Source organism: Celeribacter persicus, from assembly GCF_003050785.1.
In the GTDB taxonomy this organism is placed as follows: Bacteria; Pseudomonadota; Alphaproteobacteria; order Rhodobacterales; family Rhodobacteraceae; genus Celeribacter; species Celeribacter persicus.
The window spans coordinates 1-26,811 of sequence record NZ_QAOH01000028.1 but is presented as its reverse complement, the minus strand read 5'-3'; the positions used below and the strand labels follow the sequence as shown (position 1 = coordinate 26,811).

Annotated in this window: 27 protein-coding genes and 1 pseudogene; 17 read left to right on the top strand and 11 right to left on the bottom strand. The window is 58.8% G+C overall.

What is annotated here, in order from left to right:
* The 4 genes from C8N42_RS21420 to C8N42_RS19190 all read left to right on the top strand — a co-directional run.
* Positions 1-236, top strand: a 236-nt coding sequence (locus C8N42_RS21420; protein ID WP_211309225.1) for a hypothetical protein, incomplete at its 5' end; no start/stop codon positions are given.
* Between the two features lie 139 nt (positions 237-375).
* On the top strand, positions 376-1,146 hold the full coding sequence (locus C8N42_RS19200; protein WP_107818068.1) for a class I SAM-dependent methyltransferase: 771 nt from the start codon (positions 376-378) through the stop codon (positions 1,144-1,146).
* A 21-nt stretch (positions 1,147-1,167) separates the two neighbouring features.
* Positions 1,168-1,857, top strand: coding sequence for an N-acyl amino acid synthase FeeM domain-containing protein (locus C8N42_RS19195; RefSeq protein ID WP_107818067.1), 690 nt, complete (start codon positions 1,168-1,170; stop codon positions 1,855-1,857).
* Between the two features lie 289 nt (positions 1,858-2,146).
* Positions 2,147-3,553 (top strand): sensor histidine kinase, encoded by a 1,407-nt coding sequence (locus tag C8N42_RS19190; RefSeq protein WP_107818066.1) that lies wholly within the window; start codon positions 2,147-2,149, stop codon positions 3,551-3,553.
* Positions 3,554-4,285: 732 nt separating this feature from the next.
* On the opposite strand, the gene hydA is transcribed toward C8N42_RS19190, so the two are convergent.
* Genes hydA through C8N42_RS19175 form a run of 3 tightly spaced genes read right to left on the bottom strand, consistent with a single transcriptional unit; the run spans position 4,286 to position 7,075 of the window.
* Entirely contained in the window at positions 4,286-5,749 is a 1,464-nt protein-coding gene (gene hydA / locus C8N42_RS19185; protein WP_107818065.1) for a dihydropyrimidinase, read from the bottom strand.
* Positions 5,750-5,792: 43 nt separating this feature from the next.
* Positions 5,793-6,377 (bottom strand): SDR family NAD(P)-dependent oxidoreductase, encoded by a 585-nt coding sequence (locus tag C8N42_RS19180; protein ID WP_107818064.1) that lies wholly within the window; start codon positions 6,375-6,377, stop codon positions 5,793-5,795.
* A gap of 23 nt (positions 6,378-6,400) precedes the next feature.
* Positions 6,401-7,075, bottom strand: coding sequence for an SDR family oxidoreductase (locus C8N42_RS19175; protein ID WP_107818063.1), 675 nt, complete (start codon positions 7,073-7,075; stop codon positions 6,401-6,403).
* Positions 7,076-7,318: 243 nt separating this feature from the next.
* Between C8N42_RS19175 and C8N42_RS19170 the strand changes: the two genes are divergently transcribed.
* Both C8N42_RS19170 and C8N42_RS19165 read left to right on the top strand, forming a co-directional pair.
* Positions 7,319-8,161, top strand: coding sequence for an ABC transporter ATP-binding protein (locus C8N42_RS19170; protein WP_107818062.1), 843 nt, complete (start codon positions 7,319-7,321; stop codon positions 8,159-8,161).
* Positions 8,158-8,943, top strand: a complete 786-nt coding sequence (locus C8N42_RS19165; protein ID WP_107818061.1) for an ABC transporter permease — start codon at positions 8,158-8,160, stop codon at positions 8,941-8,943. The genes C8N42_RS19170 and C8N42_RS19165 overlap by 4 nt, the downstream gene beginning before the upstream one ends.
* 20 nt (positions 8,944-8,963) lie before the next feature.
* Here the strand turns inward: C8N42_RS19165 and C8N42_RS19160 are convergent, their stop codons facing one another.
* Positions 8,964-10,154: a M20 aminoacylase family protein gene (locus tag C8N42_RS19160; RefSeq protein WP_107818060.1), complete on the bottom strand. Its 1,191-nt coding sequence runs from the start codon at positions 10,152-10,154 to the stop codon at positions 8,964-8,966.
* A 136-nt stretch (positions 10,155-10,290) separates the two neighbouring features.
* Here C8N42_RS19160 and C8N42_RS19155 point away from each other — a divergent pair, with 136 nt between their 5' ends.
* Positions 10,291-11,271: an ABC transporter substrate-binding protein gene (locus C8N42_RS19155; protein WP_107818059.1), complete on the top strand. Its 981-nt coding sequence runs from the start codon at positions 10,291-10,293 to the stop codon at positions 11,269-11,271.
* A 54-nt stretch (positions 11,272-11,325) separates the two neighbouring features.
* Complete coding sequence (locus C8N42_RS19150) at positions 11,326-12,252, top strand: dihydrodipicolinate synthase family protein (protein ID WP_107818058.1); 927 nt, start codon at positions 11,326-11,328, stop codon at positions 12,250-12,252.
* A 9-nt stretch (positions 12,253-12,261) separates the two neighbouring features.
* On the opposite strand, the gene C8N42_RS19145 is transcribed toward C8N42_RS19150, so the two are convergent.
* Both C8N42_RS19145 and C8N42_RS19140 read right to left on the bottom strand, forming a co-directional pair.
* Positions 12,262-13,677 carry an MFS transporter gene (locus tag C8N42_RS19145; protein ID WP_107818057.1) on the bottom strand — a complete coding sequence of 472 codons (1,416 nt, stop codon included), beginning with the start codon at positions 13,675-13,677 and terminating at the stop codon, positions 12,262-12,264.
* Between the two features lie 9 nt (positions 13,678-13,686).
* Positions 13,687-14,379, bottom strand: coding sequence for a GntR family transcriptional regulator (locus tag C8N42_RS19140; RefSeq protein ID WP_170109379.1), 693 nt, complete (start codon positions 14,377-14,379; stop codon positions 13,687-13,689).
* Positions 14,380-14,658: 279 nt separating this feature from the next.
* On the opposite strand from C8N42_RS19140, the gene C8N42_RS19135 reads away from it, so the two are divergent.
* From C8N42_RS19135 to C8N42_RS19115, 5 genes are all read left to right on the top strand, one after another.
* On the top strand, positions 14,659-15,684 hold the full coding sequence (locus C8N42_RS19135; RefSeq protein ID WP_107818055.1) for a nitrilase-related carbon-nitrogen hydrolase: 1,026 nt from the start codon (positions 14,659-14,661) through the stop codon (positions 15,682-15,684).
* A gap of 298 nt (positions 15,685-15,982) precedes the next feature.
* Complete coding sequence (locus tag C8N42_RS19130; RefSeq protein ID WP_170109378.1) at positions 15,983-16,987, top strand: ABC transporter substrate-binding protein; 1,005 nt, start codon at positions 15,983-15,985, stop codon at positions 16,985-16,987.
* 72 nt (positions 16,988-17,059) lie between these two features.
* Entirely contained in the window at positions 17,060-17,848 is a 789-nt protein-coding gene (locus C8N42_RS19125) for an SDR family oxidoreductase (protein ID WP_107818053.1), read from the top strand.
* 62 nt (positions 17,849-17,910) lie between these two features.
* A complete protein-coding gene (locus tag C8N42_RS19120; protein ID WP_211309224.1) occupies positions 17,911-18,732 on the top strand; it encodes an ABC transporter ATP-binding protein in 822 nt (273 codons plus the stop codon).
* A 1-nt stretch (position 18,733) separates the two neighbouring features.
* Positions 18,734-19,552 carry an ABC transporter permease gene (locus tag C8N42_RS19115; RefSeq protein ID WP_107818052.1) on the top strand — a complete coding sequence of 273 codons (819 nt, stop codon included), beginning with the start codon at positions 18,734-18,736 and terminating at the stop codon, positions 19,550-19,552.
* A gap of 126 nt (positions 19,553-19,678) precedes the next feature.
* Here the strand turns inward: C8N42_RS19115 and C8N42_RS19110 are convergent, their stop codons facing one another.
* Genes C8N42_RS19110 through C8N42_RS19100 form a run of 3 tightly spaced genes read right to left on the bottom strand, consistent with a single transcriptional unit; the run spans position 19,679 to position 23,106 of the window.
* Positions 19,679-20,671 (bottom strand): PDR/VanB family oxidoreductase, encoded by a 993-nt coding sequence (locus tag C8N42_RS19110; RefSeq protein WP_107818069.1) that lies wholly within the window; start codon positions 20,669-20,671, stop codon positions 19,679-19,681.
* A gap of 2 nt (positions 20,672-20,673) precedes the next feature.
* Positions 20,674-22,008, bottom strand: coding sequence for a Rieske 2Fe-2S domain-containing protein (locus C8N42_RS19105; protein WP_107818051.1), 1,335 nt, complete (start codon positions 22,006-22,008; stop codon positions 20,674-20,676).
* A 9-nt stretch (positions 22,009-22,017) separates the two neighbouring features.
* The gene (locus tag C8N42_RS19100) at positions 22,018-23,106 is read right to left on the bottom strand and encodes a nitrilase-related carbon-nitrogen hydrolase (protein ID WP_107818050.1); all 1,089 of its coding nucleotides are present in this window, start codon (positions 23,104-23,106) and stop codon (positions 22,018-22,020) included.
* A 266-nt stretch (positions 23,107-23,372) separates the two neighbouring features.
* Here C8N42_RS19100 and C8N42_RS19095 point away from each other — a divergent pair, with 266 nt between their 5' ends.
* From C8N42_RS19095 to C8N42_RS19085, 3 genes are all read left to right on the top strand, one after another.
* Positions 23,373-24,050, top strand: coding sequence for a GntR family transcriptional regulator (locus C8N42_RS19095; protein ID WP_107818049.1), 678 nt, complete (start codon positions 23,373-23,375; stop codon positions 24,048-24,050).
* Positions 24,051-24,220: 170 nt separating this feature from the next.
* Positions 24,221-24,835, top strand: a complete 615-nt coding sequence (locus C8N42_RS19090) for an NIPSNAP family protein (protein ID WP_107818048.1) — start codon at positions 24,221-24,223, stop codon at positions 24,833-24,835.
* The gene (locus tag C8N42_RS19085) at positions 24,832-25,290 is read left to right on the top strand and encodes a RidA family protein (protein ID WP_107818047.1); all 459 of its coding nucleotides are present in this window, start codon (positions 24,832-24,834) and stop codon (positions 25,288-25,290) included. The genes C8N42_RS19090 and C8N42_RS19085 overlap by 4 nt, the downstream gene beginning before the upstream one ends.
* A gap of 95 nt (positions 25,291-25,385) precedes the next feature.
* Here the strand turns inward: C8N42_RS19085 and C8N42_RS22010 are convergent.
* Positions 25,386-25,571 (bottom strand): annotated as a pseudogene (locus C8N42_RS22010) (IS6 family transposase); the annotation flags it as partial.
* Between the two features lie 410 nt (positions 25,572-25,981).
* Between C8N42_RS22010 and C8N42_RS19080 the strand changes: the two are divergent.
* A complete protein-coding gene (locus C8N42_RS19080; RefSeq protein WP_107818046.1) occupies positions 25,982-26,230 on the top strand; it encodes an FAD-binding oxidoreductase in 249 nt (82 codons plus the stop codon).
* Between the two features lie 430 nt (positions 26,231-26,660).
* Here the strand turns inward: C8N42_RS19080 and C8N42_RS19075 are convergent.
* Positions 26,661-26,811, bottom strand: a 151-nt coding sequence (locus C8N42_RS19075) for an IS3 family transposase (RefSeq protein ID WP_146168246.1), incomplete at its 5' end; no start/stop codon positions are given.

Sequence of the window (26,811 nt, the reverse complement as noted above, 5' to 3'; positions counted from 1 at the left end):
CTGCCGCAAGAAGGGAAAAAGTGGACGACTTTTACGCCGCCCGCACCGTCAATACGACGGCGCTACCGTGGTCTAATTTTGCACCGCCGTTCTCATCAAGCGACCGGCAAGCGAGTCGTTTCTTCGGCATGGTTTCTCTGCTGTGTGCAGGTCACACCAAGCAAAGCACGTTTCAGACCCAACAAACCCGCAACGCGTCACACAGTACAGGTGACCAATGGATGTGCAAACTGTAAATCTAATCGAAACAATAATTATTAATTATTGTCATTGTTTCCATATTAGCTTGCAACTTAGAGTGGAACGCAGCAAAACTTGTGACTGAACCAACCCACAGCACACGCAATTCTGAATCAAACCGTGGAGGCTTTCCTTATGTCGTCATACGCCCATGCCGAGAGGTTCCCGCCCGCAGAAAATGACAGGCTAGAAACCGTTGATCGCTCAGCATGTGCGGATTGGAGTGCCTATGCGAAGGCCTATGATCTGATGTCGGACAACAATCCTGCATATCAGGCGCTGCTAGATGACTTCGAGGCTTTCCTGTCGACGATCGAGGCACCGAAACGGATCTATGACATTGGTGGCGGCACCGGCAACTACACACAGATTGCAGCCCGCGCCTTTCCTGACAGCGAGATTCATTTCGTAGAACCCGACGTTGGCATGCGCGAGGCCGCGCAATCGAAATTGGCAGGCTACGACGCGATCAAATATGACACCGTCACGCTCGAAAGCTTTGATGTAAAGGACACCGCGGACCTTATCATCTGCGTTCACGCGCTCTACGCCATGCCCGGACAAAAACAGCGGCTCGCTGATCTCCGTCGTCTCCTCCGTCCCGGCGGCATGCTTTATCTTGTCGATCTCGGACGGCCACTGGATGTAGAAGATTGGCGTAAATATATGTTTATAAATATAAAAAATAAATACGGCCTGACCCGCGCGCTCCAGATCTTCTGGCACGGCAGAGAAGTCGCGAAACAAAACAAGGCCATCTTCTCCGCACAAAAGAAAGGCGTCTACTGGACGCACACTGAGGAAGAGATCACATCGGCGGTGACAGAAGCCGGGTTCGAAGTTCTCCGGCAACAGTCCGTCTATCGTGGTTACAGTGACCTCCTTGTGTGCCGAGCAAAGCCGTAGTCACACTTGGAAGGACAGAAAATGAACAAGCAAGTCACCGAAGTGCTGAAGCGCTCCCGGTACAAGGTGCTCACCACTGGTGAGGAACTCGAAAGCGTCTATCGCTTACGCTACAACTGCTACCGCGCCGAACGATCAATCGCCCAGAACGAGCGCGGCATCATGCATGACCCATTCGACGATGCCGAGAACTGCCTTCACGTCGGGGTCGAGATAGACGGACAGCTTGCGGCCTCAGTCCGGCTGCACCTGTTGTCGAAGCTTTCGCATATCTCACCGACACTGGAGGTCTTTCCAGAAGTTCTCGACAATCTGAAACGTGGACAGACTGCGCTCGATTCAACCCGCTTTGTGACCGCCCCTTCCATCCGCAAACAGCGTGTACCCCTTCATTTCCTGGCGCTGCGCATCCCGTTTCTCGCCACCATGTTCTACGATATCGATCTGGCCCTTGCGGCAGTGCGCCCCGAGCATACCGCATTCTACCGCCGCTACCTCGGCTATGATCTGGTGACAGAACCACGCAGCTTTCCGCTGCTGGAAAAACCGGTTCAGCTTCTCACCGCGAACGTAAGGGAGCAGCGTGATGCAGTTCTGAAGCGCACACCTGTGTTCGGCCCGCTTGATGACATCCCGCAATCCAACATTGCCTTCCCTGATATGTCGGGCATTTACCAAGCTTCGCGCGATGGTGCGGCTGCCGCCGCCTGACCGGCCCCGTTTGGAGCGAACACGTTTCTCAAGACTGCGGTCCCCGCGTTTTGGGAAACGTATGACTGGCCATCATACCTTGCCTTAACATTTCGCCCTTACGTTCAGCGGCACACAGCCACTCCTCAACGAAGACTGTGCGCGGGCTACAATGCAAACGCCACCGTGGCCATTTGCCAAAATTTCACCTCCTCAAAACCACGGAAAAGCCACAATTCTCCCTGAAATGGGATACTTTTGGCTTAATTCGGCTTTAAGATTGTAGGTCCGAGTAGTGTCGGGGGGCAGGATGATGAACCTAAAAGCACTGTGGGCGAGCCGGGTCGACTGGTTCAGCTCTGCTGGCCAAGAACAAAATATCAAGGATTACATCGCTCTCTCCAACCAGCTTGTCCGGAAGCGGCAAGCGAGCATGTTGGCAGCGGCCATTCTCTCGGCGATCTACTTCGATGCACTCTCAATCTTTGCGTTCTATCTGGTTGTAGCGCTTACCGAAGTGCTCGACCTGAAACTCGCGCGCGAAGCTCAGGGTTGGGATGGCGAGGACACTGCCTTTGGTGAACAGATTTTTAGGCGCATAGTCTTAAACACCGTCATAAGTGCGGTTGCGATCAGTGTTTTTATAATGAACATCGCGCTTCAACAAACGTCATCGGGGCATTTCACACCGCTCTTCTTCCTGTTCTCTGCATCCATATTTGCGGCGATGTACAACAGCCAGATGATGGGCATCCTGATTCTGCGCCTGTCCATCTACAGCTTCGCGTTTTTGTTCATGGCGTTTCTCGATGTGTTCCGTTTCCAACCACCGCTTGGGTCCCGCATCTGGCTGGAATTCTTCACGATCATCTTCGTGCTCTACTTCATCGGAGACATCGCCGCGAAGTTCTATCTCAACTACCAAGAGCGGCTCAGGCAGATGGACCAGATCAAAGAAGAAAACGAGCGCTCGAAATCCGCCCTGGAGGCGAAATCACGGTTCTTGGCGACCGTGAGTCATGAGCTTCGCACGCCACTGACGTCGATCATCGGGTCGCTCGAACTCATTAGAAGCGGAAAAATCGGTACGCTACCCGACACGGTCGAGCCAGTGCTGGACATTGCATCCCGGAATGGGCAACGCCTCGCTGCCCTGATTGAAGATATCCTTGATGTGCAAAGAGTCGAGGCTGGCGAGATGGTATTCTCTTTCAAGCCGCTGGATGTAAATCATTTGCTCTCCGAAGCGGTGGACTCCGTCTCTGGCTATGCCAGCAAACTGGGCGTCCGCGTCACGCTCCACCTGAGCGCAGAGGCATGTTACATCTCAGGGGACCGCAACCGGCTCAATCAAGTATTAGGCAACATTCTCTCGAACGCCCTTAAATTTTCAATCGAAGGCGGAACGGTGACAGCACGCGTGGAACGTGTCGGCGACCGTATCCGCATCTCTATCCAGGATGAAGGATCGGGCATCCCGGAAGGCGTCAAGGACCGGGTTTTTGGCAAGTTCACCCAAGTGGATTCTTCCGATATCCGCAAAGTGGGCGGCACCGGCCTCGGGCTCTACATCTCGAAGCAGATTGTCGAGAGTCACAACGCAACTCTGGACTACGTCAGCGAATTGGGTGTCGGCACAACATTCTATCTGGACTTCGATCCGTTGAGAGACGCTGACAGTTCCGGTCAGCCTCCACATCTCTCTGAAACGGTCTGAGGGAGAGCCCTTAGAGGCCGATATGAAATCGGCCCTGCAATCACCGGTATATGCCATAAATATAACCCCAAACCGCGACGGCGTGGAATTTAGGCAAAAGATTTCCCAAATCAGCCTCAAATCGGCCCAAATTTTCACCGAAAAGGAAGTCGGTTTTACAGACAACACAAACTCGGTATGACAATGAAAGTATTGGCAGTTTCAAACGACCCCATGGTGCTGAACCTTGTCGCACACTTTCTGGGGATCGCGGAGCATCACAACGATAACGCAGCGCCTTCGTCTGTTGTGGCACCAAAAACAAAATCTTGACCTTGTGCCTAGGCTCATTGACCTCAATACGTTTCTGAGCTGCCCCAGGCTAACCGCTATTGCGACCGCATGACTATCATGCGTCACACACAACAGCATATTTTTGAATAAGACCTGAGAGCCCGCATGCAAGGTGAGACCGCACTCAGAGGTGAACAGGTTATAATCTGTACGGCGGAAAGCTTCTGTAAACATCGCATCCGCCGAAAACGGAGCATCGCCCGTTTCCGGCTTCGAATGGTAAGTGTAAATTGTCAGCACAGCCTACTTGTCGCATGTTTTCGAGACAAAGCTCTCAAGCACCTCACCCTCGTGATCCGACGTTTTCGGAGCGCCTGACGGAGGTCATCCGGCTGACTATCATGTTCTGCGTCCGGTTCCCGCTGTAGCTCCGAAAACGTCGGATCACGAGGATGCAGGTCACCGACGCAACTCGACCCCGAAATTCCGCGCCGGATCGAACTCCGGCAGAGCCACGCCTTTGCGCACCCGCAAATCCGCCGGGGCACGGCCAAAGAAACGCCCCTGCCCTTCGAGAGCTTTCAACGCCCCTTCTTCGACGATCACCGCCCCCCGATTGAGGACCAGTTTCGGTTTCCCGGTGATGCGCATCCCCTCGAAAGGCGTGTAATCCATGTTGTCGTGCTGATCGGCGAGAGTCGCAGTCCAGCCCTCTTCCGGATCCCAGATCGCCAGATCCGCGTCCATCCCCGGCGCGATCCGACCCTTGGCGGTGCAGCCAAAGGTCTTGGCCGCATTCGTCGCACTCAGCGCCACGAATTGCTCCAGCGTGATCCGCCCTGCGACGACCCCTTCGGAGAAAAGGTAAGGCAGACGCATGGCGATCCCCGGCATGCCGTTGGCGATTTTCGGGTAAGGCGCATCCAGCCCCGCCCCGAATTTGCCACTCTCATCGGCTCGATAGGGCGCATGGTCGGAGGACACGCTCTCGAACGTGCCCTGAGCCACATGATGCCAGAGCGCGTCCTGTGTCTCGTGGTCGCGCACCGGCGGAGAACAGATAAATTTCGCCCCCTCCATCCCCGGACGGTCGAGCGCTTCACGGGTCAGCGCCAGATATTGCGGACAGGTTTCGGCAAAGAGTTTGGCACCATTGAATTTTTCCCGCCGCACGATCTCCGCGCCGCCCGGCGTCGAGACATGCACAATGAACAGCGGCGTATCGACCAGCTTGGCAAGCTGGATCGCGCGGTTGATCGCTTCCTCCTCGGCCAGAGCCGGGCGGGAGACGGCGTGGTACTTCGGGGCGGTGAGACCGCGCACGGCAAGCTGGCGGTTCATCCATTTGACCATGGCATCGTTTTCGCAATGCACCATGGTGATCGCCCCGTGCTCACGCGCCACGGTGAGAATGTCGAGCATCCCCGCGTCACCCAGATTGAGCAAATCGTAGGTGGTGAATACCTTGAACGAGGTGATCCCGCGAGCAAAGGCGCGGGGAAGCTGATCGTACAGCACATCTTCGGTCGGATCGGACACGATCAGATGATAGGAATAGTCGATCACGGAGCGCGCGCCACGGACATCGTAATTCGCCAGCACCTCGTCGATTGACTGGCCGCGATGCTGGGCCGCGAAGGGGATGAAGGAGGAATTGCCGCCAAAGGCCGCAGACACCGAACCGGAGTAATAATCATCCGCCGTCATCACCCCCGCCGCACTTTCCTGGGCGATGTGAGCATGGGCCTCGATCCCGCCGGGCATGACGATCCGCCCGCCCGCGTCGATCCGGCGTGCGCCCCCCGCGATCTGTTCCGCCACGGCGACGATCCGCCCGTCCTTGATAGCCAGATCGCCCTTGAATTGCTGATCCGCTGTGGCGATCAGACCGGAATGAATGACGGTATCGAATGGCTCGCTCATGCGTGATCTCCGTTGCGTTTCGGCATGGTGTTTTTTATGGGGCTCAGATTTCCAGACAGGGAGCGGATGATGGAGCAGCGAGCGCCGCGATCAGCGCCTCGGCCCGAGCCTCGTCCTCCGAGGCGATCACGAGGCACCGACAGCCCCAATCCGCCCATTCCACCGCAAGATTGCGCCACATCTGACGCAGCGCGGCTTTCGAGGCCTTGAGCGGCAGGGAGAGCGGCGCGACACTTGTGCCCGTCATCCCGGCATTGCCGGAAATCGCCACCACAGCGGGGTGGTTTGCAACCTTCAGGTTGGGGATGAGCCGTGCGGCCAGATCGAGCGGGGCATAGGTATTCACCATCATCACGTCGATCAGGACATTCGGCCCGATCTCTTCCGGACGGAGCGCATTGCCTGCCGTGCTGTCGTCTGCAAAAATCACCGCATCAAGCGCGATATCACCGAGTTGCGCCACAAGCTCCGCCGCCGCATTCTCTTGTGCCGGGTCATAGGGCAACAACGCGCCCGCATGCACCGGATCGGCGCCCGTCCCCAGCACGCGCCAGCCCGCGGCGCGGAACCCTTCGGCAAAGGCCTGTCCCGGTGCTTTGTCCACGCCGGTGATTAATACGGTCGGCATTTCGCCCTCCTTCGGTTTTGTCCTCACCACGGCACATCCAGCCCATCATAGCCGATGATCCGTCCGCTGTCGGCGAGGCAGAGGTGTTCGACCACATGGCGCATACCCGCCACGCTGTCTTCGACGGCGATACCGCGATGCCCGGTCATATCGGTCGCCACCATGCCGGGGCGCAGCAGGGTGCAGCTGATCCCCTCTGCCGTCCACTCCCGCGCCAAGGCGGACCAGAGCGCGTTCAGCGCCGCTTTCGAGGCGCGGTAGCTGTATTGCGTGCCCCAGTCATTGGCGGAAATGGACGACATCAGGGAAGACATGGCCATCACCACCTTGCGCTCGCTGGCCAGCACATTTTCCTTGAGCGCCACGGCAAGCCCCAGAGGGCCCCAAAGATTGGTCTGAAGAACCTCGCGCATTTCCGCGGTCGTGACCTCGGCTGCATTGGCGTCGAGGTTTCGGGCAATCCCGGCATTGGCCAAAACCACGTCGATCGGCACCCCTTCCAAACGTTCGGCCAGTCCCCGGATCGAGGCCGGATCGCTGGCTTCAAGCGTTTCGATCCGCACACCAAGCGCCCGTAGTGTCTCTGCGCCTTCGGGACGGCGCGTGGTGGCGATCACATGCCAGCCCGCAGATGAAAACTGACGGGCCAGTTCAAGGCCAATGCCCCGATTTGCCCCGGAAATCAAAATCCTCGGCATATGGCCTCCTTACCTCAGAAAGATTCTTTTTGGTCTACATTTGGAATACCAATTGAATATTCAAGTCGCAACTCAACGGTTTATCTCTCTGCAATTTTTAAGGACAGGCAGCCATTTTTATATCAGAACCGCACAAATTCGGGTCATGCTTTGTACATTTATACCCATACGCATCCTCGCCTCACATACACGCTGGACAAAGGAACACCATTGGTATGCCATATTTGAAACTCAGGAGCCTTTATGAATACGCACAACTCAACCACTCCCCGCCCCCCGACAGGACCACACCCCCGCCCACAGCCGATTTTTGAACTGGCCCATGCGGGCGTCACCTTCACAAGTCGCAAGGGCAAGGATGTCATTGCCGTCGAAGATATGAATCTCACGGTCAACAGCGAGGAGATCGTCTCCCTCGTCGGCCCGTCCGGTTGTGGAAAATCGACTGTGTTGCGGGTGCTGGCAGGACTGCAACCTTTGACCTCCGGCGATGTCTGGATTGGCGGCGGCACACGCAAACCGGGCTTTGCCGAAGTCGCGATTGTATTTCAGAAACCAACGTTGTTGCCCTGGCTGACCGTCCGCCAGAATATTTTCTATCCGGTGCGCGCCCTGCGCCGACGCCCTGACCGGACACTGAACGAGCGCTGCGATGAATTGCTCGACATCGTCGGCCTCAGCGAAATGGCCGACCGGATGCCGCATGAACTGTCGGGTGGCATGCAGCAACGGGCCTCCATCGCCCGCAGTCTGATCCTCGACCCTAAAATCCTTCTGATGGACGAACCTTTCGGGGCACTCGACGCCTTGACGCGTGAAGATTTACAACTCGATCTGCTCGACCTGCATGCCCGCACGCGCAAGACGATCCTGCTTGTCACCCATTCCATCAACGAAGCGGTGCTCCTGTCTGACCGCGTGGCGGTGATGTCTGCGCGACCTGGCAGACTTCAGAATCTGATCGAGATCGACATACCCCGTCCGCGTGGCCCCGATTGCATCGCCGACCCCGACTTTCAAAAATACGCCGCCCACATCCGCACCGACATCTTCGGCCCACGATACAGAAAGGAGGCACATGCATGAGTTCGCCCACGCCCTTCCCCCCGGTCCTCAGGCGCATTTTGCTGCCGCTGGGCACCTTCTGCGCCTTTCTCTTGATCTGGCAATGGGCCAGCAACGCGTTCGATGTGCCGGTTTATCTCTTGCCCTCGCCCATCGACATCTGGATCGGCGGGGTAAAACTCGGCCCTGTCCTCTGGACGCACACTCTCGAAACTCTGCGCACCATCCTCATCGGTTTTGCCTGTGCTTGTGCTGTCGGCATTCCGCTTGGGGTGTTGGTCGCCGTCAATCGCACGGTTTCCGAGGCGGTTTATCCGCTCATCGTCTTTCTCAACGCCATTCCGATCATCGCCATCGCACCGATTTTGGTCGTAATCTTCGGCACGGACATGACAACACGGCTGATCATCGTCACGCTGACCTGTTTTTTCCCGATCATGGTCGCAACCGCGAGCGGCATCATGGAAACCCCCGCCGAGATGCTCGATCTCTCAAAAGTCGCCGGGGCATCGCGCCTGACGGAGATTTTCTCCGTCCGCCTGCCCTATGCCATTCCGTTTATCTTTTCCGGTCTGAGGATCGGTGTGACGGTGGCCGTCATCGGTGCGGTTGTGGCCGAATTCGTCAATGCGGACAAAGGGCTGGGCTATCTTGTCACCTCTGCAACCGCGCAGTTTGCGATCCCGACAGCGACCGCCTGCGTGGTGGTGCTCGCGCTGCTTTCGGTTGCTCTCTACGAAGCCGTGAACTGGACTCACAAACTGTTCTTCAACTGGTCGGTCCGCCACGATGACAAGCCCTGATGCTCCCCTCCGACTGGGGTTCAGCCCTTTGGGCTAAGCCCCAGTTCCTGTTCGACGACCGAGATCCAGTAGGCCGCGCCATAAGGGATAATCGCATCGTTGAAGTCATAGTCGGGACGATGATTGTTTTTCCATTCCGGACCGTCACCATTGCCCAGCATCACATTGCAGCCTGGGCGTTCCAACGCAAAATAGGCGAAATCATCCGCCGCATTGATCGGCGGGCTCATTCCGTCCACTTTATCCGCCCCGGAAACGGCTACCGCCGCCGCAATGGCAACATCCGTCTGCTCCGGCGCATTCACCAAAGGCGGGTAGCCCCGTGCATAATCAAGCTCGGCGGTACAGCCGCTCATCGCCGCCGCCGCATGTGCCACCTCTCCCAGCCGCGTTTCAAGAAGATCGCGTACCCGCGGGTCGTGACAGCGGGCCGTGCCATTTACGGTGATCTCGGACGGCAGGACATTGTGGCTCGACCCGGCGCGGATCACCCCGATGGACAACACAGCCGCATCCAGCGCGGGCACATTGCGCGAGATGATCGACTGAACGCCCAGAATGAAATGCGCCAGCGCAATGGTCGCATCCGTCGCCTTGTCCGGTGCCCCGGCATGGCCGCCGGTGCCGCGGATCGTCACGGTCCATTCATCCGCACAGGCCAGTTGCGGTCCGGGCCGGGTGATGAACGACCCGACCGGCAGGCCCGGTTTGTTGTGCAGCGAATAGACGGCATCGCAGGGGAAACGATCGAACAATCCATCCCGAATCATGGCCAGCGCTCCGGCGCCGCCCTCCTCTGCCGGCTGAAAGATACAATGCACCGTGCCCGCGAAATCATTGTGCTGCGACAGATAGCGTGCGGCGGCAAGCAACATGGTTGTGTGACCGTCGTGACCACAGCCGTGGAATTTTCCGGGGATGGTCGAGCGATGTGCGAAACCGTTCGCCTCATCCATGTTGAGCGCATCCATATCCGCCCGCAATCCAACCGCCCGGTTGCCAGGCACCTTCCCCCGAATGACGGCGACCACGCCTGTGCCGCCAAGCCCGTTATGCGCCTCGATCCCCCATTCCGCCAAGCGCTCGCACACCAGCGCCGAGGTCCGATGTTCTTCGTAGCAGGTTTCCGGGTGACGATGGATGTCATGACGAATCGCCACCATCTCGTCGTGATACGTGGCCAGTTCGGCCATGACCTGTTCTGTCTGCATCTGCACAACTCCTGCACCCCGATTGCTCATCCGAACGGATTAAATGCTTGCGGGACTCTTTTCTCTAGACATGTATTCTATTGGCATTCTAATGGTATGCCAAAACAAGACCATAAATTTCAACGGGAGTAAACGCATGAAACACAGAGATATCGCACACCCGCTTGCGCTCGCATCGCTGCTCGCCCTGCCACTCAGCGCCCATGCGGCGGATAAGGTTGCCTTTCAGCTCGACTGGACCCCCGGCGGCATCTCCGCAGCCTATTATCTGGGCAAAGCAGAAGGTTGCTTCACGGATCAGGGCATCGACGTCGAGATTTCGCGCGGATATGGCGCCGCCGATGCCGTGACCAAAGTCGCCACGGGGGTTGCCGATTTCTCAGTCACCGATCTCGGCACCATCATCGGCACCTATGCAGAAACCCAAGCCCCCGTGAAAGCCATCCTGCCGATCGTCAGCGCCTCACCCATGGCCGTTGCCGTGCTCGAAGACAGCCCGATCCACAGCCTCAAGGATCTGGAAGGCCATTCCATCGGCTCCTCCGTGGGCAATGCGGCCATGGCCTACCTGCCCCTTGGCATGGAACTGGCCGGAGCGGACATCACCAAGGTCGAAGAGGTTACCGCAGAACGCTCCGCCCTCACCGGCCTGCTGCTTCAGGGAAAAATCGACGCACTTGCGAGCTATGTCACCTCGGTCGTCGGCATCAACGCCGTGGCGCAAGGCGCGGGCAAATCCGTGCGTGCGGTCTATTACGGCGACAGTCTCGATATGTATAACGCGTCGGTTTTCACCTCCGATGCCATGATCGCCGAGAATCCCGATCTGGTGGCACGGTTTGCCGCTGCCGTGACCTGTTCCTACGAGAAGGCCCGAGCCAACCCCGAAGCTGCGATCGACGCGCTGGTCGATCAGGTGGACGGCATCCTGCGGGAAAGCCAGACCGACATGGTGCCGAATTCCCTGTCCTTCGCTTTCGACACGGAGGTGTTCGAAACCAATGGGTACAGGTTCGATATGGATCGCGTCACCCACACCATCGAGATGGTCGACAAAGTGACCCCGCTCACGCGCCCCGTCAGCGCGGACGATGTCGTCTATGTTCTCCCCGAATAATCTCCTTTCAGCCGACCGCTCCCGCGGTCGGTTTCTCCACATCAGGACTTCTAAATGCCATTGATACATTCCGCGACCCGCGGCGTTTTCGTCATCAGCGTCACCCCTTTCACGGATGACGGAGCCCTCGATCTCGCAAGCCTTGACCGGGTTACAGATTTCTACCTCGACCATGGTGCGGACGGGCTCACCGTCCTTGGCATGATGGGCGAAGCGCCCAAACTGTCCGCCGAGGAAAACCGCGAGATCGTACGCCGTACCCTATCGCGCGCCGGCAGCGCCCCCGTGGTGGTCGGCATTTCCGCCCCCGGTCTTGCCGCCATGCGCGATCTGTCCGCCTTTGCCATGGATGCCGGGGCCGGAGGGGTCATGGTCGCACCGCCCTCGACGCTTGAAACCAATGAACAGATCATCGCCTATTACGGCAATGTCGTGGATGCCATCGGCACGGATGTGCCCGTGGTGTTGCAGGATTTCCCGCTCTCGACCAAGGTGCGAATTTCCAACGCCACCCTTGGCGCCATTCTGGAATCTCACCCCTCCGTGGTCATGGTGAAACATGAGGACTGGCCGGGGCTTGAAAAGATCACCGCCTTACGGAATGCCGAGACGGCAGGACGCAGACGGACCTCGATACTGTGCGGCAATGGCGGAATTTTCCTCCCCGAAGAAATGGCCCGCGGCGCGGATGGCGCGATGACGGGGTTCGGTTTCCCGGAAATGATGCGCGACGTGGTGGCGCTTTGCCAGAAGGGGGAAATGGACCGGGCACAGGATATTTTCGACGCCTATCTGCCGCTCGTGCGCTATGAACAACAACCGGGGTTGGGTCTCAGCCTGCGCAAATACGTTCTGGCAAAACGCGGTGCGATTGCCTCTGACGCGTTGCGCAAACCCGGCGGCCGCCTGACGGCCCCGGCGATGGCCGAAGTCGAGCGTCTTCTGACACGTCAGGCCCGACGTCTCGCGGAGCTGTCCTGACCCCTTCGCTCAGCGCTCCCGACCGAAGCCTTCGAGGCGGCGAGCCGGGAGCAGAGCCACGGCGACCAGACAAAGCCCCATCAACAGCGGCGCGGTCAGACCGAAAAGCCCTTGCCCGGCTCCGTCCTGCGCAGCGGACTCAGTCAGAAGCCCCGCGCGCAGCGCCGCGATCCCGGCGATGGACACGCCCAACGTCCCCCCGAGCGAGCGCAGGAATGCAAGAACCCCGATCGCCGCCCCCATTTGCCCCTGCGGCGCGGCATTCTGCACGATCAGCGTATAAACCGGATACAGCAGACCGATCCCCACACCCAGACCGATATTCGACAGGATCACCACGACGAAAGGCAGATCGAACAGGGTGCAAAGCCAGAACCCGAGCGCGAAGACGAAGGTGGTCAGAGCGCTGATCAGCATGAGCGGTTTATAGGCCGGATTGCGACGCAACAATCGCGGCGGCACATAGGCCCCGAGCATGATCGCCCCGACGAAAGCGAGAAGCGCAAGCCCCGCCGCGCCCGCATCGAGACCATGGATTTTCTGAAAATAGATCGGCAGGTAGACCGCCAGACCGAGATTCGTCCCCTGTGTCATGGCCAGTCCGAAGGCTGCGAAAAAGATCGAGGGATTGCGCATGACCGCAAGAGGGACAAGCGGGTCTCTGGAGCGCAGAAGATGGCGCAGGAAAATCGCCCAGAACACAACCGCCAGCCCGGCGAAGGTCATGGCACCTTCCGCCCCGACACGTTCGAGGAAAAGGATCGTGGGGGTCGCCGCGCAGAGCAGATAAACCCCGCCTTTCAGGTCGATCCTTCGGCCTTTCAGAGGCGCGCGCGGCGTGATCGCGGTGCGCACCCAATAGATCACCAGCGCACCGGGCAGCAGATTGAACCAGAACACCCAGCGCCAGTCGAGCCATTCGGCAACCGCACCTCCCACCACCGGCCCCATAAGTCCGGCAACGGCGAAAATCGTCGAGATATAGGCACTGAACACCGCGCGGGTCTGCATGGGCACACGGTCGGCAACGACGGTGAACGGCAGGGAAATCAATCCGCCCGCCCCGGCGCCCTGGATGATCCGGGCGATGAGCAACATGTCGAGACGAAAGGACAGCGCACAAAGCAAGGAGCCCAGAAGAAAGGCTGCACTGGCCAACAACAAGGCGCTGCGCCGCCCACGAATATCCGCGATTGCCCCATAAAGCGGGGCCGAGACCGTGGCCGCAAGAAGATATCCGGTGGTCAGCCAGGGCACCAGCCCCCCGTCCCCGAGTTCGGCAATGATCCGACCGAGCACCGGCCCCATGATGGTCTGTTCCAGAGCCGCCATGAAAATGGCCAGCAGAGCCGCAGCCAGTAGACGCGGCGTGCCACGTTCGAACAGTCGGGAAAAACCGGGGCGATCACGGGGAGGATTGGTCATGGACGGCCTTCAGCGCCGGATGCCCAAAAGGTAATCCACGATCGCATCGCGCACATGATCGAGATGTTCGCCCATCAGACGCTGCGAGAGTTCGGGATCGTTGCCCGCCGTTGCCCGGATCATCGCCCGGTGTTCGGCACAGCCCGGCTCCATACGATGCGAAATCCGGTTGGTGTTGAAAATATGTGTCCGACGGCGAAGATCGAGGATGGATTGCGCCAGCATCGGGTTTCCCGCCGCATCCGCAATGCTCTGATGCACCAGATCGTCGACCGCCCAGTGTTGAGCAGACGTGACATGGTTGGCGTTCAAAAGCGCGTCGATGGCGGCTTCGACCTCGGCACATGTCTCCGCACTGACATGGCCCGTGGCCCGTCCCGCCGCCTCCACTTCGAGAATACGCCGCAGATCGAGCAGGCGTACATAATTCTCCAGACCGATGTCGGCGACAACAAGCTGACGTTCAGGACGGCGGACGATGAGCGCTTCGGCTTCCAGACGAAAAAGCGCTTCACGCACGGGAGTACGCGAGATGTCCAGCATCTGGGCGATCTTGCGCTCCTGAAGCGCAGCACCGGGCTTGAGTTCTCCTGCCAGCATCAGGTCGAGCAGATTGTTATAAGCAAATTCGGAGAGATGCCCTTCTGTGGCGGCTTCAGGCGGTTTGCGCCGTACCACCGGACCAGATTCGGGAAGGGTCATACTCTTCTCCATGCGTCGTATCCTCTCTTACCCTGCCGACCGGCATATCTCACCGACAACAGTTATCTCTTTTACTTCATATGCTTAAGCGACAGAAAAAGCATGGTCGCCCTCGTTCGACCATGTGCCCAATCCGTTAGCACTTTCATTCCCCGCAAGAAAAAACCGGGCCGAGACACAGATTTCGGCTTGACGCCTCCCGTGGGAACAACCTTGGTATACCACAGGAACACCTAATGTCCACACAGAAAACAACAGAAGTTTCCCAAGGAGAACGCAATGACAATTGCCCCCTGGCGCGCCACATGCATTCAGGTTGAAAGCAAGCTCGCATGCCACGCACAGACCAAAGAGGAAGCCTGGGAGATCATCACCGGCAATCTGGAGCGCGCCATAGAGATGATCGTCGAAGCCTGCGAAAGCGACACTCCACCGAAGCTGGTTGTGATCCCGGAATTCGCCTTTCAGGGACCGCCTCGCGCCATGCCCGTCGCGGACTGGATCGAGCGCGCCTGCACGACCATGCCGGGGCCGATCACCGATCAGTTGGCGAAGGTAGCGCAGACGTATGGCATCTTTATCGCAGGAAACCATTTCGAAGTGGACCCGAAATGGCCTGATCGGTATTTCAACTCTTCGTTCTGCCTCGACCCGAAAGGTGAGATGATCCTGCGCTATCGCCGGATCAATACGGCAAGCTGGACCTCGCCGCATGACATTCTCGACGAATATCGTGCTTGCTATGGGGACGAGGGCATCTATCCGGTGGCCGACACGGACATCGGGCGCCTCGCCATCTTTCCCTGCGGCGAAATCGCCGTCCCGGAAATCAGCCGCATGTTCATGATGCGGGGCGCGGAGGTGCTTTTGCACCCCAATAACGAACCTCTCAACCCGACGGCCGATGCCGCGAAAATCTGCCGGGCAGCCGAGAATATGTGCTATCTGATTTCCGCCAATGTCGCAGGCACCGCCGGCTTTTCGGATACGTTGAGCGGCGGACATTCGCAAATCCTCGACTACCGGGGACAAGCCCTGTCTTTCGTTGAAGGCCCGGAAGAAACACTGGGCTGCACGGCGATGATCGACATCGAGGCGCTTCAAGCTGCCCGTCGCGACACCGGCATGGGCAACGGGCTGATGCGGTCGCGTTGGGAGATGTACCGGAGCGCTTACAAAGAAGCCGATTTCTACCCGGCCAACGGGCTGGCGGACAAGCCCATCAAGACCGCCGACGATTTCAAAGACCTGCATGAGCAAGCGCTTCACAATCTCGAAGCCGCCGGCGTGTTGCGTCCCTCCTGAGCCCTGCGCTCCGCGGGCTGGCCCCTCGGGGCCATTCCAGTCACACCTCTATCGACAGATTCGCCGGTTTCATGTTGCGTCAGTTTCGTTCCAATCTTCGGCATATCCTGACGCTTTGAGGCTTGCCTGACGTGGATACGCTGCCCCCTTCAGACGACACGTGTGCAAAAAAATGCGGCAGCACCGGGAAATTTCGAGGGTTCCTCCTTGTACAGGCCTCCCGGCTTTGACCGAAGAACACCATTGGCATACCATAGGAATGCCAAAACAGACAAACCAACAACCAACAGGGTTACAAATGAAGCTCAACTTCAATCTCAGCACAGCTCTCGGCGCCATGCTCGTTGGTACGACCATGGCCGTCACCCCTCTCTCCGCCCAAGACCTCGAAGATCTGCGCCTGCGTCTCGCCTGGATCGCAGGCGGGGTCGACGCAGCCTTTTTCGTCGCAGATGAGAAAGGCTATTTCGCAGACGCGGGCCTCGACATCGAGATCGTCGACGGCAACGGCTCCACGGGCACGATTCAGGCCGTAGGCAACGGCGACTTCGACATCGGGATCGCAGGTCTCGGAGCACTGGCACAGGCGCGTCAGGCATCCGGCGCAACGAACCTCATCGCCGTCGCAGGGCTCATCCAAAAAGATCCGACCTCGATCATCAGCCTTGAAGGCTCCGGCATCAAGGCCCCGAAAGACATCGAGGGCAAGCGTCTCGGGACAGATGCGGGCAACTTCGAAGACGGCATGATCAAAGCCTTCGCGGAAGCGAACGGGGTCGATATGGACAAGGTCGAAGTGGTCATCATCAACGGCGGCGCCGACCGCGTTGCGCTGTTGAAGGGGGATGTGGATTTCATCAACGGCTGGGCCAACCCCGACGGTGATAAAGTCGCTGCGATCAAACCGATTGAACCGCCTCTGCTCTTCGCCGATTACGGCGTCAACATTCTCGGATCTTCCGTCATCGTGACCAAGGATTTCCTCGCCGACCACGGAGAGGAAATGAAGGGCTTTCTGTCCGCCATCGCCAAAGCGAAGATCGAGGTCGATGCCGATCCGGAGGCCGCGCGCGACATCTTTATAAAACATCGCCCGGATGCCGACCCCGAAGCCATTCTCATGCAGATCAAAACCATGGCAAAATACGAACACACCGCCGCAACCGAAGGCAAACCCTACGGTGTGGTTGCCCCTGAGGACATCGAACTGACCATTTCCCTGCTGGAGAAATACAGTGGCATGGCACCGGGCCTCACTCCCGACGACATCTATACCGACGCTTATCTGCCGGTCGAAGACTGATCTTCGGACAGCTGTCTCCGGGTCCGCAATGGCCCGGAGACAACAGAGAAGACGAGATACGAAAGACGACTTATGGATTTTGGACTTTCCGGCAAACATGCGCTCGTGACCGGGGCGAGTTCCGGGCTCGGGCTTGCCATTGCCACAGCGCTTCTGGCCGAGAATGCAAGCGTCACGCTGGGCGGACGCTCGAAGGAAAAACTCGAAGCGGCGATTGCCGCCCTGCCTCCGGAGCTTGCCGCGCGCGCCGATTATGTGGTGGCCGATTTCACCGCCCCCGATGCGGTGGAAACCCTGATCGCGGGGGCGACAAAGCGGACCGGACAGATCGACATTCTGGTCGGCAACACGGGTGGCCCGCCTCCGGGACAGCCGAGCGGCATCGACCCTCTGGTGATGGAAGAGCAATATCGTGCGATGGTCGATCCGATCCTGCGCATGACGCTCATGGTGCTGCCCGGCATGCGCGAACGCAGCTGGGGCCGCATTCTGACCGTGACCTCTTCGGGCGTGGTGCAGCCGATCCCGCACCTGCCGATGTCGAACGCGCTGCGCGCCTCGGTCACTGCCTACATGAAAACGCTCGCTGGCGAGGTGGCGAAAGACGGGGTCACCGTCAACATCATCGCCCCGGGCCGGATTTCCACCGCCCGAACCGAGCAGCTCGACCAGAATGCTGCCACGAAGGCCGGGAAATCCGTTGCCGAGATCGCCACAGCCTCCGCCGCCTCCATCCCGGCCGGACGCTATGGCACACCGGAAGAATTTGGCGCCGTGGCGGCCTTTCTGGCCAGCACACAGGCCAGTTACGTCACCGGAAGCATCATCCGGGTCGATGGCGGAGCGATCCGCTCGATCTGAACCCCGGCCACGGGATTCAGACAACACCACACAGGGACCGGCCGACAGGGCCGGAATGCACAATGAACATCATGACAGATACGCAATCTCTCACGCCCGAGAGTACCGCACATGTCCGTATCGAGAATGTCAGCAAGGTATTTCACGGCGGGCGCAAAGGGGACGTCGAAGCCCTGCGCCCGGTCAGCCTCGACATCAAACGCGGCGAATTCGTCTCCATCCTCGGCCCGTCCGGCTGCGGCAAATCCACCCTTCTGATGTTGCTCTCCGGGCTCCTCGGCCCCTCGGCAGGCAATATCAGGATCGACGGCAAGAAGGTCGACGGCCCGAACTCAGACCTCGGCATCGTCTTTCAACAGGACGTCCTGCTGGAATGGCGCGGGGCGCTCGACAACGTGCTGCTTCAGGCGGAAATTCGCGGCGCGGATATGAAAGAGGCCGAGGCGAAAGCCCGTTCGCTTTTGTCCATGGTTTCGCTGACCGGGTTCGAGGACGCCTATCCGCGCGAGCTGTCAGGCGGCATGCGCCAGCGCGTGTCGATCTGCCGGGCGCTCTTGCATGAGCCGCCGCTTCTTCTCATGGACGAACCCTTCGGCGCTCTCGACGCCATGACCCGCGATCAGCTTCAGATCGACCTGATGAAGCTTTGTGCAGAACGCGACATGACCGTGTTTTTCATCACCCACTCGATCCCCGAAGCGGTCTTTCTTTCCGACCGTGTGGTGGTGATGACCCCACGCCCCGGTCGGATCGAAGACATTGTCGAGATCGACCTGCCCCGACCGCGCCGGCTTGCCATGCGCGAGGACCCGAAATTCACCTCCTATGTGCGCAGCCTGACCGAGACCTTCAAAACACTCGGCGTCTTCCGGGAGGAATATTGAGATGACATCCGTGCCCGATCATTCCCCCCGTATCCGCAACGACATCTTCCGCCGGATCGGCGCGATTGTCCCCCCAGCCCTCTGGACCCTTCTGCTTCTGGTGATTTTCTGGCAGGCCATCGTCACGCTCAGAAACATCCCGGAATATATCCTGCCCGCCCCGAGTCAGATCGCCGGAGAAATCGGCAATTACTGGCACCGGCTTCTGCCCAATGCTCTGGTGACGCTGAGCGAAATCGCTCTGGGCTATTCTCTGGCAGTTCTGATTGCCGTGCCTCTGGCCGTCTCCATCGTCTATTCGCAAGTGATGCAACGGGCGGTTTACCCGCTGATCGTGCTCAGCCAGACCGTCCCCAAAGTCGCCGTCGCCCCGCTTTTGCTGACATGGTTCGGCTATGGCATGACGCCGAAGATCGTCATCGTGATCATGATGTCCTTCTTCCCCATCGTCATCAACTCGGTCATGGGACTTCGGGCGACCACGCCGGAAATGCTCTATCTGGCACGCTCCATGGGTGCGAACGGCTGGCAGGTTTTCTGGAAATTCCGCCTGCCGAAAGCCCTGCCCTCGGTCTTTGCCGGGTTGCGGCTGGCCACGGTACTCTCCGTCATCGGCGCGATCATCGCGGAGTTCATCGGCGCGGACAAAGGTCTCGGCTATCTGATCCTCATCGCAGGCGCCAATTTCGACATCGCCCGCCAGTTCGCCGCGATTATCCTGATCACCGTCATCGGCATGAGCTTTTTCGGGATCATCTCCTGGCTCGAACGCCGCCTGATCCCTTGGCAGGAGCAACCCCAGCTTGACGGCAAAGGCTGAGCTGTCCCACACGCCCCCTTCGCCCCCGGCTGGTAACAGTCGGGGGTATTTTCATGCCTTTGGCGACACAACAAAAAATCCCCCGCACAAGGCGAGGGATACAGTCAAGGGGAAGGTTGAAGAGGATCAGAGATCGAGCACGAGACGCTCCGACAACGACCGAGAGCAACAGATCAGCATGGTCTTGCCGCTTTCGCGTTCACGTTCCGAGAGGATCATATCGCGATGATCCGGGATGCCGCTGAGCACGCGAGTTTCGCAGGTGCCACAGACACCGGACTGGCAGGAATAGGCGACACGCACCCCTTCCTCGCGTAGCACCTCCATGATGCTTTTGCCCTCGGGGATGAAAAATTCGCGGCCTGAACGGCGCAGCTCGACAGTAAAACCGCCACCGGACATATCCGCCTCGCCCGCGAACCGTTCGAGATGGACCTGATCCTGAGGCCATTGCGCCGCAGCCGCCTCATAGGCATCGAGCATGGGGGCCGGACCGCAGGCATAGAGATGCGCCGCTTCGGGTGCTTGCGCCAGAAACGCCACAAGATCCGGGTGCGCCCCACCGACCTGATCATCGAAATGCAGCGTCACACGCCCCTGACCGCCGTCCAGAACGGCAAGCTCCGGCAGGAATGCGGCATCTTCGCGGCTCCGCGCGGCGTAAAGCAGGCGCCAGTCACCACCCTTTGCCGCCACATGGCGGATCATCGAGAGGATCGGCGTGATCCCGATCCCGCCTGCGATGAACGCCGCAGGGGCATCGCTTTGCGCCATCTCGAACGTGTTGCGTGCGGGGGTGACCGAAAGGACCTCCCCCACCCGCAGCGTGTCACAGATATAGGCTGACCCACCCGAACTGTCGGGCGTACGATGCACCGCCACGCGATAACAATCGCAGGTCTCCGGCCCGTTGGTCAGCGAATAGCTGCGCGTCAGATCGCCTGGCAGAGACAGGTCGATATGCCCGCCCGGCGCAATGCCGGGCAGGATTTCCGAACCATCCGTCGCCCGCAACTCGATCTCCCGGATCGCCGGGGCCAGCCAGCGGATCGCATGCACACGCATCTCCATCCGCTCTGAACCCGTCTGTGCTTCCGAAGTCGGGGGGACGAAAGTCATGCTCATTCCGCCGCGTCTTTCGGCGGGATATAGCCTTTCACCCTGGCCATATGTTCCTCGTAGCCTTCAAGCCAGTCGGTGCCTTTCGGAACCACAATATCGCCGCCATGCGCCTGTTGCGCATATTCCGGGTGATCGACGAAATCGGGCAGTTCCTTGTTGTTACGCCATGCGATTGCGGCGTCGAGCATGACGCGACGGGTCAGGATCACCATGCGGTCGGAGGCGGCAAGATGCTCAAGCGTGCGGTCCACGATATGCCCCATGCTTTCCTGAATCGCCTGATCCTGAAGCGGCACACCGACGATGCCGGTGTAGCTGTCGCCAGAGCGCTGCCATTCGCGGTCGATGCCATAGTCATTGGAGGCATCCTTGGTCGGGCGCCAGCGGCCTTTCCAGTCCGGCGTGGTCGGCAGATATTCGAGCGGACGTTCCAGCCCTTTGACCGGGGAGCCATCCTTGTACTTGAGCTTTTTCTTGCCACCGCCCGCCGCGCGCGACAGGTCGATGTTGAAGATCATGCAACTGTCATCGTCGATCGGCACCCAGGCATTTGCGGTCTTCGCCTCGCCCAGCTCGCCACCGCCCGGATAGGTGACCCAGAACGGGAAGAGATAGGAGGCATAGCGTTGGTGCTCATGGCCTTCCATCGCATCGCGCTGCGCCGAATACATCGTGCCGAAGGGCATGACGGATACGTTGATCTTGGGGGCTTTCTCGGTGACCGTATAGGTCTCGGGATCGGACATATCGAGTTGCTCGCCGTCGATCCCCCCCATGTGCAGAAAACCGAGGTGCGAGGTGTCGATGTCGCCTTCGAGCGCCTGCATGTAATTGCAGTCCCGATGGGTCAGCGCGATGTTGCGGTCATCGCCCTCGCCCATGATCGCCTCGATTTCCGGCAGCGGCGGCGGGTTGTCCTGCCGCTCACCGAAATAGGCAAAGACCAGCCCCCCGGATTCACAGGTTTTGTAGGCCATGGCCGGAGTGCCCGCCGGATACTTCGTCTTGTCTTCCAGGTTCGGCTGGTCGAGACATTTGCCGTTCACATCGAATTTCCAGCCGTGATAAGCGCAGCGAATGCCGCCATGCTCATTACGTCCGAAGAACAGCGAGGCACAGCGGTGCGGGCAGCGGTGATCCATCACCCCCACGCGCCCTTCGGTGTCGCGGAACCCGATCAGCTTTTCGCCGAGGATCATCAGCCGCACCGGATCGCCATCGGCAACCAGTTCGGAAGACATGCAAACGGGAATCCAGAACTGACGGAAGAATTCCCCCATCAACGTGCCTTTGCCCACCCGGCAAAGGTCGATATTTTCTTCTGCGGTGATCATGCGTTACTCCTATAGTTCAACTGTGGACACCGGCTCTTGCGCTCCTGCGGGAAGCGGCATGAGAACTCCGGCCTGTTCGAGATTTTCACGGGCTTTGGCGATGGCGGCTCTGGTCTGGCGCACATCGGTCATTGGTGTGTTGAGAAACATATCCGGGGGATAGAATTTCGCCGCCTCATAGAAGGGCACGTACATCTCGTAGCGCGCCCGCAGAAGCGGGTTACTCAGCCCGGTATCGGCGCGGCGATCGCGACGCAGTTTTGCAATGTCGATCATGGCCGAAACGCCGATGCTCTCCTCTGCATTCTCCTGAAACGCCAGCGTATTGCCCAGATGGTCGAGAATATGGGACCGGCCGCCCTGAAACAGGCCGTCCGGAGAAAACCCGATGGCCCCCGCAATATTGGCGGAGACCATGCAGGTCATGTTCTCGGAGATTCGCGCGAGCTTGGCCGCTTCCTGTGCCTCCGAGAAACGCGAATTGGTCGGATGCAGGATCACCTCCGCCCCTTGCATCATCATCACGCGAGCCACTTCCGGCACCATGATCTCGCCACAGGCGATGACGCAGAGCTTGCCGAGCGGGGTGTCCACCACGGGAAACACCTCCTCTTGCGGGGTCTTGGCCAGATAGTCGGTCATGAAATCATGCACCGAAGGGAAAGCCGCCACGTTCACACGCCGGTAACGCAGGATCACCTCCCCTGTCGGGCCGATGATGAAAGAGGTGTTGAAATAGCGTCCCGGCCATTCGGGCGGCGCCTCAAAAGCATTGCCGGCAATATAAATGCCTTCACGCGCCGCGAGGTCCTGTAACGGCTGCGTAAGCCAGCCCAGTACGGGTGAACAGGCCCGCTCTATCCATGTTTCCACCGCCATGCCAAGGGGCGGCCCCTGCATGGCGAATTCGGGGAAAACCACCAGATCGGGTTTGGCGTCGGAGGCGCAGGCCGCCTCGATCATCCCGACCAGCCTTGCCTGATTGCGCGCGATGGCGGCGCGGGCGCTGTCGAAATCGGGCGCCTGTGAGGCGCGTTCGCCGATCATCTGGATACAGGTCGCACGCCAGGGCTGCGGGGACTGTGTCTTGAGTGTCATGTGCGTCTTTCATTTGTCTTTGGCCTTGGTCCGGTCATTGCTTCCCAAATTGCCGACCATTGGTATACCAATTACATTTTACGAAGACGTATAAGATTTCAAGAGACAAGTTGTGAAATCGGCGTTGCTGAGGATCTTATGCAAAGTTTGCGCAAAAACTTGGCATTGTCGCGTGACATACAGGCGGAATACTGTGTAAAAACCAGAAACCAGGTGTCATGTTGCCAGAGAAAGCGCGTCCCATAAGGGACCACACAGAGAATGTTATGACCGAAGCCTCACCGATTTCCGCCCACGACCAGAGTGCAAAACCCAACCTGACGGAACAGGTCTATGAGCAACTCATACAGATTCTGATCAGCGGCGAACTGCGCCCCGGCGATGTCATCGTCGAACGCAAGATCGCGGACAGGCTGAATGCATCCCGAACCCCGGTGCGCGAAGCACTCGGACGGCTGGAAGCCGAACGTCTCGTGTTCAAGCAACCCAATCGCGGCGTCACGGTCAGCCCTTTCTCGACCGAAGCGCTGATCGAGATTCTCAATGTGCGCCAATTGCTTGAATCCGAAGCCGCACGTCTGGCCGCGGGGCGCATCCCCGCGGATAAAATCGAGAAAATTCGCGCCCGTATGATGGAACTCAGCGAAAAATCTTCGGTTAGCCTGGCCGAAACCTGGGAGGTCGATGACCAGCTCCACTCCGCAATCGCGGAAGCTTCGGGCAATTCGCTCATGGCCGGGCTGATCCGCGACCTGCGGCGGCGCACCCATGTGTTCAACGCCTATCGCAACCCGCATGACTCGCGCTTCGACGCCAAGGAAAACCTGTTTGTGCTCGATATGGTGGCCAGTGGCGACGCCGAAAAGGCCCGCTCGGCGATGTATGACCATATCAATTCCGTGAAAATCGCCATCATCAACCGACTCACCGGCGTCTCTCTCTGAACGCCAGTCTGCCCGAACAATCTGATCGCAGCGCGCAGCCCCTAAAGGGGCTGTTTGTCTTTCTGTCCCCCGCCCGTTCCATAAAAACGGCGCGGCCCTTGCGCAGCGGCGAATTATGTGGAACACATTTGGCATACCAAACGCACACCAAAACTTTCTGGACAGATGACATGATCTATGAAATCACCACCCTGGCCTTGCTCCCCAACCGGCTTGGCGCGGTTATGCCTGCGCTCGGCGACGTCTATGGCAAAGCTGCGCCCTCAGGCGAGATGCTTGGCTGTTTCTCCGTCGAATTCGGGGCCCTGAACCGCTTCTATCTTCTGGCGAAATACGAAAACACCGAGGCCCTCTTCGCCGACCGCGCCAAGCGTCTGGAAGACAGCGATCCTTATGGCATTACCGAACATCTCGGCAACGTCGCCCGCACGGCCTATAAGCCCCTGTCTTTCTCCCATGACATCACGACCGGAGATTTCGGCCCGTTCTATGAATTCCGCACCTATACGATTGCGCCGAACGGTCTTGCCGAAACCGAAGAAGCCTGGGCCAAGGTCATTACCGAACGCGAAACCATGTCGCCGCTTCTCGGCATCATGGGCTCCCTTGAAGGTGCGCCGAAGAAAATGGTGCATATCTGGCCCTACAAAAGCATTGAAGAGCGCATGAAAGCCCGTGCCCAGGCGTCCAAAGTCGGTATCTGGCCCCCGCCCGGAGGCTCGAACCAACTTACGTCCCTGACCTCGGAACTCACCGTGGCGACCGCCGTTTCGGGTCTCAAATGAACGCCCGACATCAGATCCCGCAGGCTCTTCTGGAGAGCCTGCCTCCGCCCCCCGCACCAGTGGCCTGTTTCCGCCCGGCGCGGGAGATCAACGGTCTGGTCTATCTTTCCGGCCTTGCGCCGCTTGAGAACGGCGCCCCCCTCACCGGTCAGATCGGCACCGAGATCGACCTTGCCGAAGGTCAGCGCCGGGCGCGTCTGGTCGGTCTGGCGCTCTTATCGAATCTGCGCGCCACAATCGGCGACCTCTCACGCGTCACTGCCGTGATCAAGGTGAACGGCTATGTCAACGCGCCTGCCGGTTTCACCGACCATCCGCAAATCATCAACGGCTGTTCCGACGTATTCATCGAAGCTTTCGGAGAAGCCGGAGAACATGCCCGGACGGCCGTCGGCGTGGCATCGCTTCCGGGGAATATCTCCGTGGAGATCGAGGCCATCGTCGCAGTAAGCTAACCTGTCGGCGGGCAAGTCGATGACACTCACAGACAGCGGACTTCTCATGGTATAATACTGTCTCTGTGCTAGCATTACTGCAATGAAGAAGACGGACTATGTGCCAACGGCGGAATGAACCGTTTTCTGCGGATTTCAGCCGCAAAAACCGTCCCAAAACCGTTCCAGAAGAAACAAATGGTGTCGTAACGTCCGCCGATGCCACGTTCGTGCAGAAGATACTCCACATTCCTAAGCACAAGCGGAAACTGGATGTAGAGCATCACCGTCAGGCGAATGATTTCAGGTCAGGTTTGAAAGTAGCAGAATGGCAAGCCTTTGGTCATGCCAGAAGGCTACGAGACCACCCTTTTCTCCCCAAAGACAGTTTCTCTGACAGAGCCGACAGATGCCGCCCGAAAAACGTGAAAAGCAAGATGTGACGACAGATAATAGGGGGGTGTTATGGCGGGCCGAAGACGGCGAAACTGAGAACTACATCTACGCTATAGCTCCACATGGACTTTCAAAATAAGGAAAACCGCATCTCGACGACAATCAACGTCCCCATACCATTTAAATGACCCTCTTCAGTATGTTCAGGGGGAGACAGGCCTTGCGCCCCTGAACATATCTTCCATCAGTCTTCCAGCGTCACGGCGACGTAGAACTTTTTCAGGGTCTCCAGCGTACGCCAAGCGCCGGTGACGGGATGGAGAAGCAGGCCTTTCTGGCGCATTGGGACCGGATCAACGAGATTGTCTACCCGATCGCCATGTCCTTCAACGGCTCGATCTCGGCGGAACATGGTGTGGGCCTTTTGAAGGCGGATGAGATTTCAAACTATCGTTCCGAGGTCGAAACCGAGCTGAACCATCGCCTCAAAGCCACGCTCGATCCGGCCGGTCTGATGAACCCCGGAAAATTCATAGGTCACGCGAAAATACGGACACAGAGTTGAGAAGGGGTAACCCCGAATCCACATGATGCGATGTGAGTACGCTCGGCGCTGCTGATGATAAAACGCCGGTCACTCTGGACCCCGCTCAACTGGGCGTGGCCTGCCCTGCGCGGACGACCGCAGGCCTGGCTGAGCGGATCGCCCTGCTGAGCAGCAAAGCAAATCCGCGCTCAAGAATTAACTTTTCTTCTAAGATATATGCCACTAAGCTTCTGTCAGCCGCCTGTCGCGTTCACGCTCCATGTGATCGCTGAGGTCACGTCAGACCGCTCCTATGGGAGTTGCATGACTGTCAGCCCATCAGACGAAATCGTTATATTGGCAGAGGTCAGTCATGGCTGTTTTTATTGCTCACTGGAACGCTGAGCTGTTTCGAAACCACCATCGGGACATGGTATCCTGAGCTGCTGCCGGTTTCGTGGACGGCAACTTAAGCTTTCATAGCTCGCTCCTCGAAGGTCATAGGGCTTAGATAGCCGATGGTCGAGTGGCGACGCGTTGGATTGTAGAACCTCTCAATGTAATCGAACACATCGGCGCGAGCCTGTCTTCTGGTCCGATAGGTTTTGCGCCTGACCCTT

Coding starts and splice junctions, on each gene's coding strand:
- C8N42_RS19090 (WP_107818048.1), top strand. CDS start 24,221: ATGATCTATGAAATCACCACCCTGGCCTTGCTCCCCAACCGGCTTGGC.
- C8N42_RS19190 (WP_107818066.1), top strand. CDS start 2,147: ATGATGAACCTAAAAGCACTGTGGGCGAGCCGGGTCGACTGGTTCAGC.
- hydA (WP_107818065.1), bottom strand. CDS start 5,749: ATGAGCGAGCCATTCGATACCGTCATTCATTCCGGTCTGATCGCCACA.
- C8N42_RS19130 (WP_170109378.1), top strand. CDS start 15,983: ATGAAGCTCAACTTCAATCTCAGCACAGCTCTCGGCGCCATGCTCGTT.
- C8N42_RS19100 (WP_107818050.1), bottom strand. CDS start 23,106: ATGACACTCAAGACACAGTCCCCGCAGCCCTGGCGTGCGACCTGTATC.
- C8N42_RS19085 (WP_107818047.1), top strand. CDS start 24,832: ATGAACGCCCGACATCAGATCCCGCAGGCTCTTCTGGAGAGCCTGCCT.
- C8N42_RS19200 (WP_107818068.1), top strand. CDS start 376: ATGTCGTCATACGCCCATGCCGAGAGGTTCCCGCCCGCAGAAAATGAC.
- C8N42_RS19135 (WP_107818055.1), top strand. CDS start 14,659: ATGACAATTGCCCCCTGGCGCGCCACATGCATTCAGGTTGAAAGCAAG.
- C8N42_RS19120 (WP_211309224.1), top strand. CDS start 17,911: ATGAACATCATGACAGATACGCAATCTCTCACGCCCGAGAGTACCGCA.
- C8N42_RS19155 (WP_107818059.1), top strand. CDS start 10,291: ATGAAACACAGAGATATCGCACACCCGCTTGCGCTCGCATCGCTGCTC.
- C8N42_RS19080 (WP_107818046.1), top strand. CDS start 25,982: ATGGAGAAGCAGGCCTTTCTGGCGCATTGGGACCGGATCAACGAGATT.
- C8N42_RS19105 (WP_107818051.1), bottom strand. CDS start 22,008: ATGATCACCGCAGAAGAAAATATCGACCTTTGCCGGGTGGGCAAAGGC.
- C8N42_RS19150 (WP_107818058.1), top strand. CDS start 11,326: ATGCCATTGATACATTCCGCGACCCGCGGCGTTTTCGTCATCAGCGTC.
- C8N42_RS19115 (WP_107818052.1), top strand. CDS start 18,734: ATGACATCCGTGCCCGATCATTCCCCCCGTATCCGCAACGACATCTTC.
- C8N42_RS19160 (WP_107818060.1), bottom strand. CDS start 10,154: ATGCAGACAGAACAGGTCATGGCCGAACTGGCCACGTATCACGACGAG.
- C8N42_RS19140 (WP_170109379.1), bottom strand. CDS start 14,379: ATGACCCTTCCCGAATCTGGTCCGGTGGTACGGCGCAAACCGCCTGAA.
- C8N42_RS19175 (WP_107818063.1), bottom strand. CDS start 7,075: ATGCCGAGGATTTTGATTTCCGGGGCAAATCGGGGCATTGGCCTTGAA.
- C8N42_RS19195 (WP_107818067.1), top strand. CDS start 1,168: ATGAACAAGCAAGTCACCGAAGTGCTGAAGCGCTCCCGGTACAAGGTG.
- C8N42_RS19170 (WP_107818062.1), top strand. CDS start 7,319: ATGAATACGCACAACTCAACCACTCCCCGCCCCCCGACAGGACCACAC.
- C8N42_RS19180 (WP_107818064.1), bottom strand. CDS start 6,377: ATGCCGACCGTATTAATCACCGGCGTGGACAAAGCACCGGGACAGGCC.
- C8N42_RS19125 (WP_107818053.1), top strand. CDS start 17,060: ATGGATTTTGGACTTTCCGGCAAACATGCGCTCGTGACCGGGGCGAGT.
- C8N42_RS19110 (WP_107818069.1), bottom strand. CDS start 20,671: ATGACTTTCGTCCCCCCGACTTCGGAAGCACAGACGGGTTCAGAGCGG.
- C8N42_RS19145 (WP_107818057.1), bottom strand. CDS start 13,677: ATGACCAATCCTCCCCGTGATCGCCCCGGTTTTTCCCGACTGTTCGAA.
- C8N42_RS19165 (WP_107818061.1), top strand. CDS start 8,158: ATGAGTTCGCCCACGCCCTTCCCCCCGGTCCTCAGGCGCATTTTGCTG.
- C8N42_RS19095 (WP_107818049.1), top strand. CDS start 23,373: ATGACCGAAGCCTCACCGATTTCCGCCCACGACCAGAGTGCAAAACCC.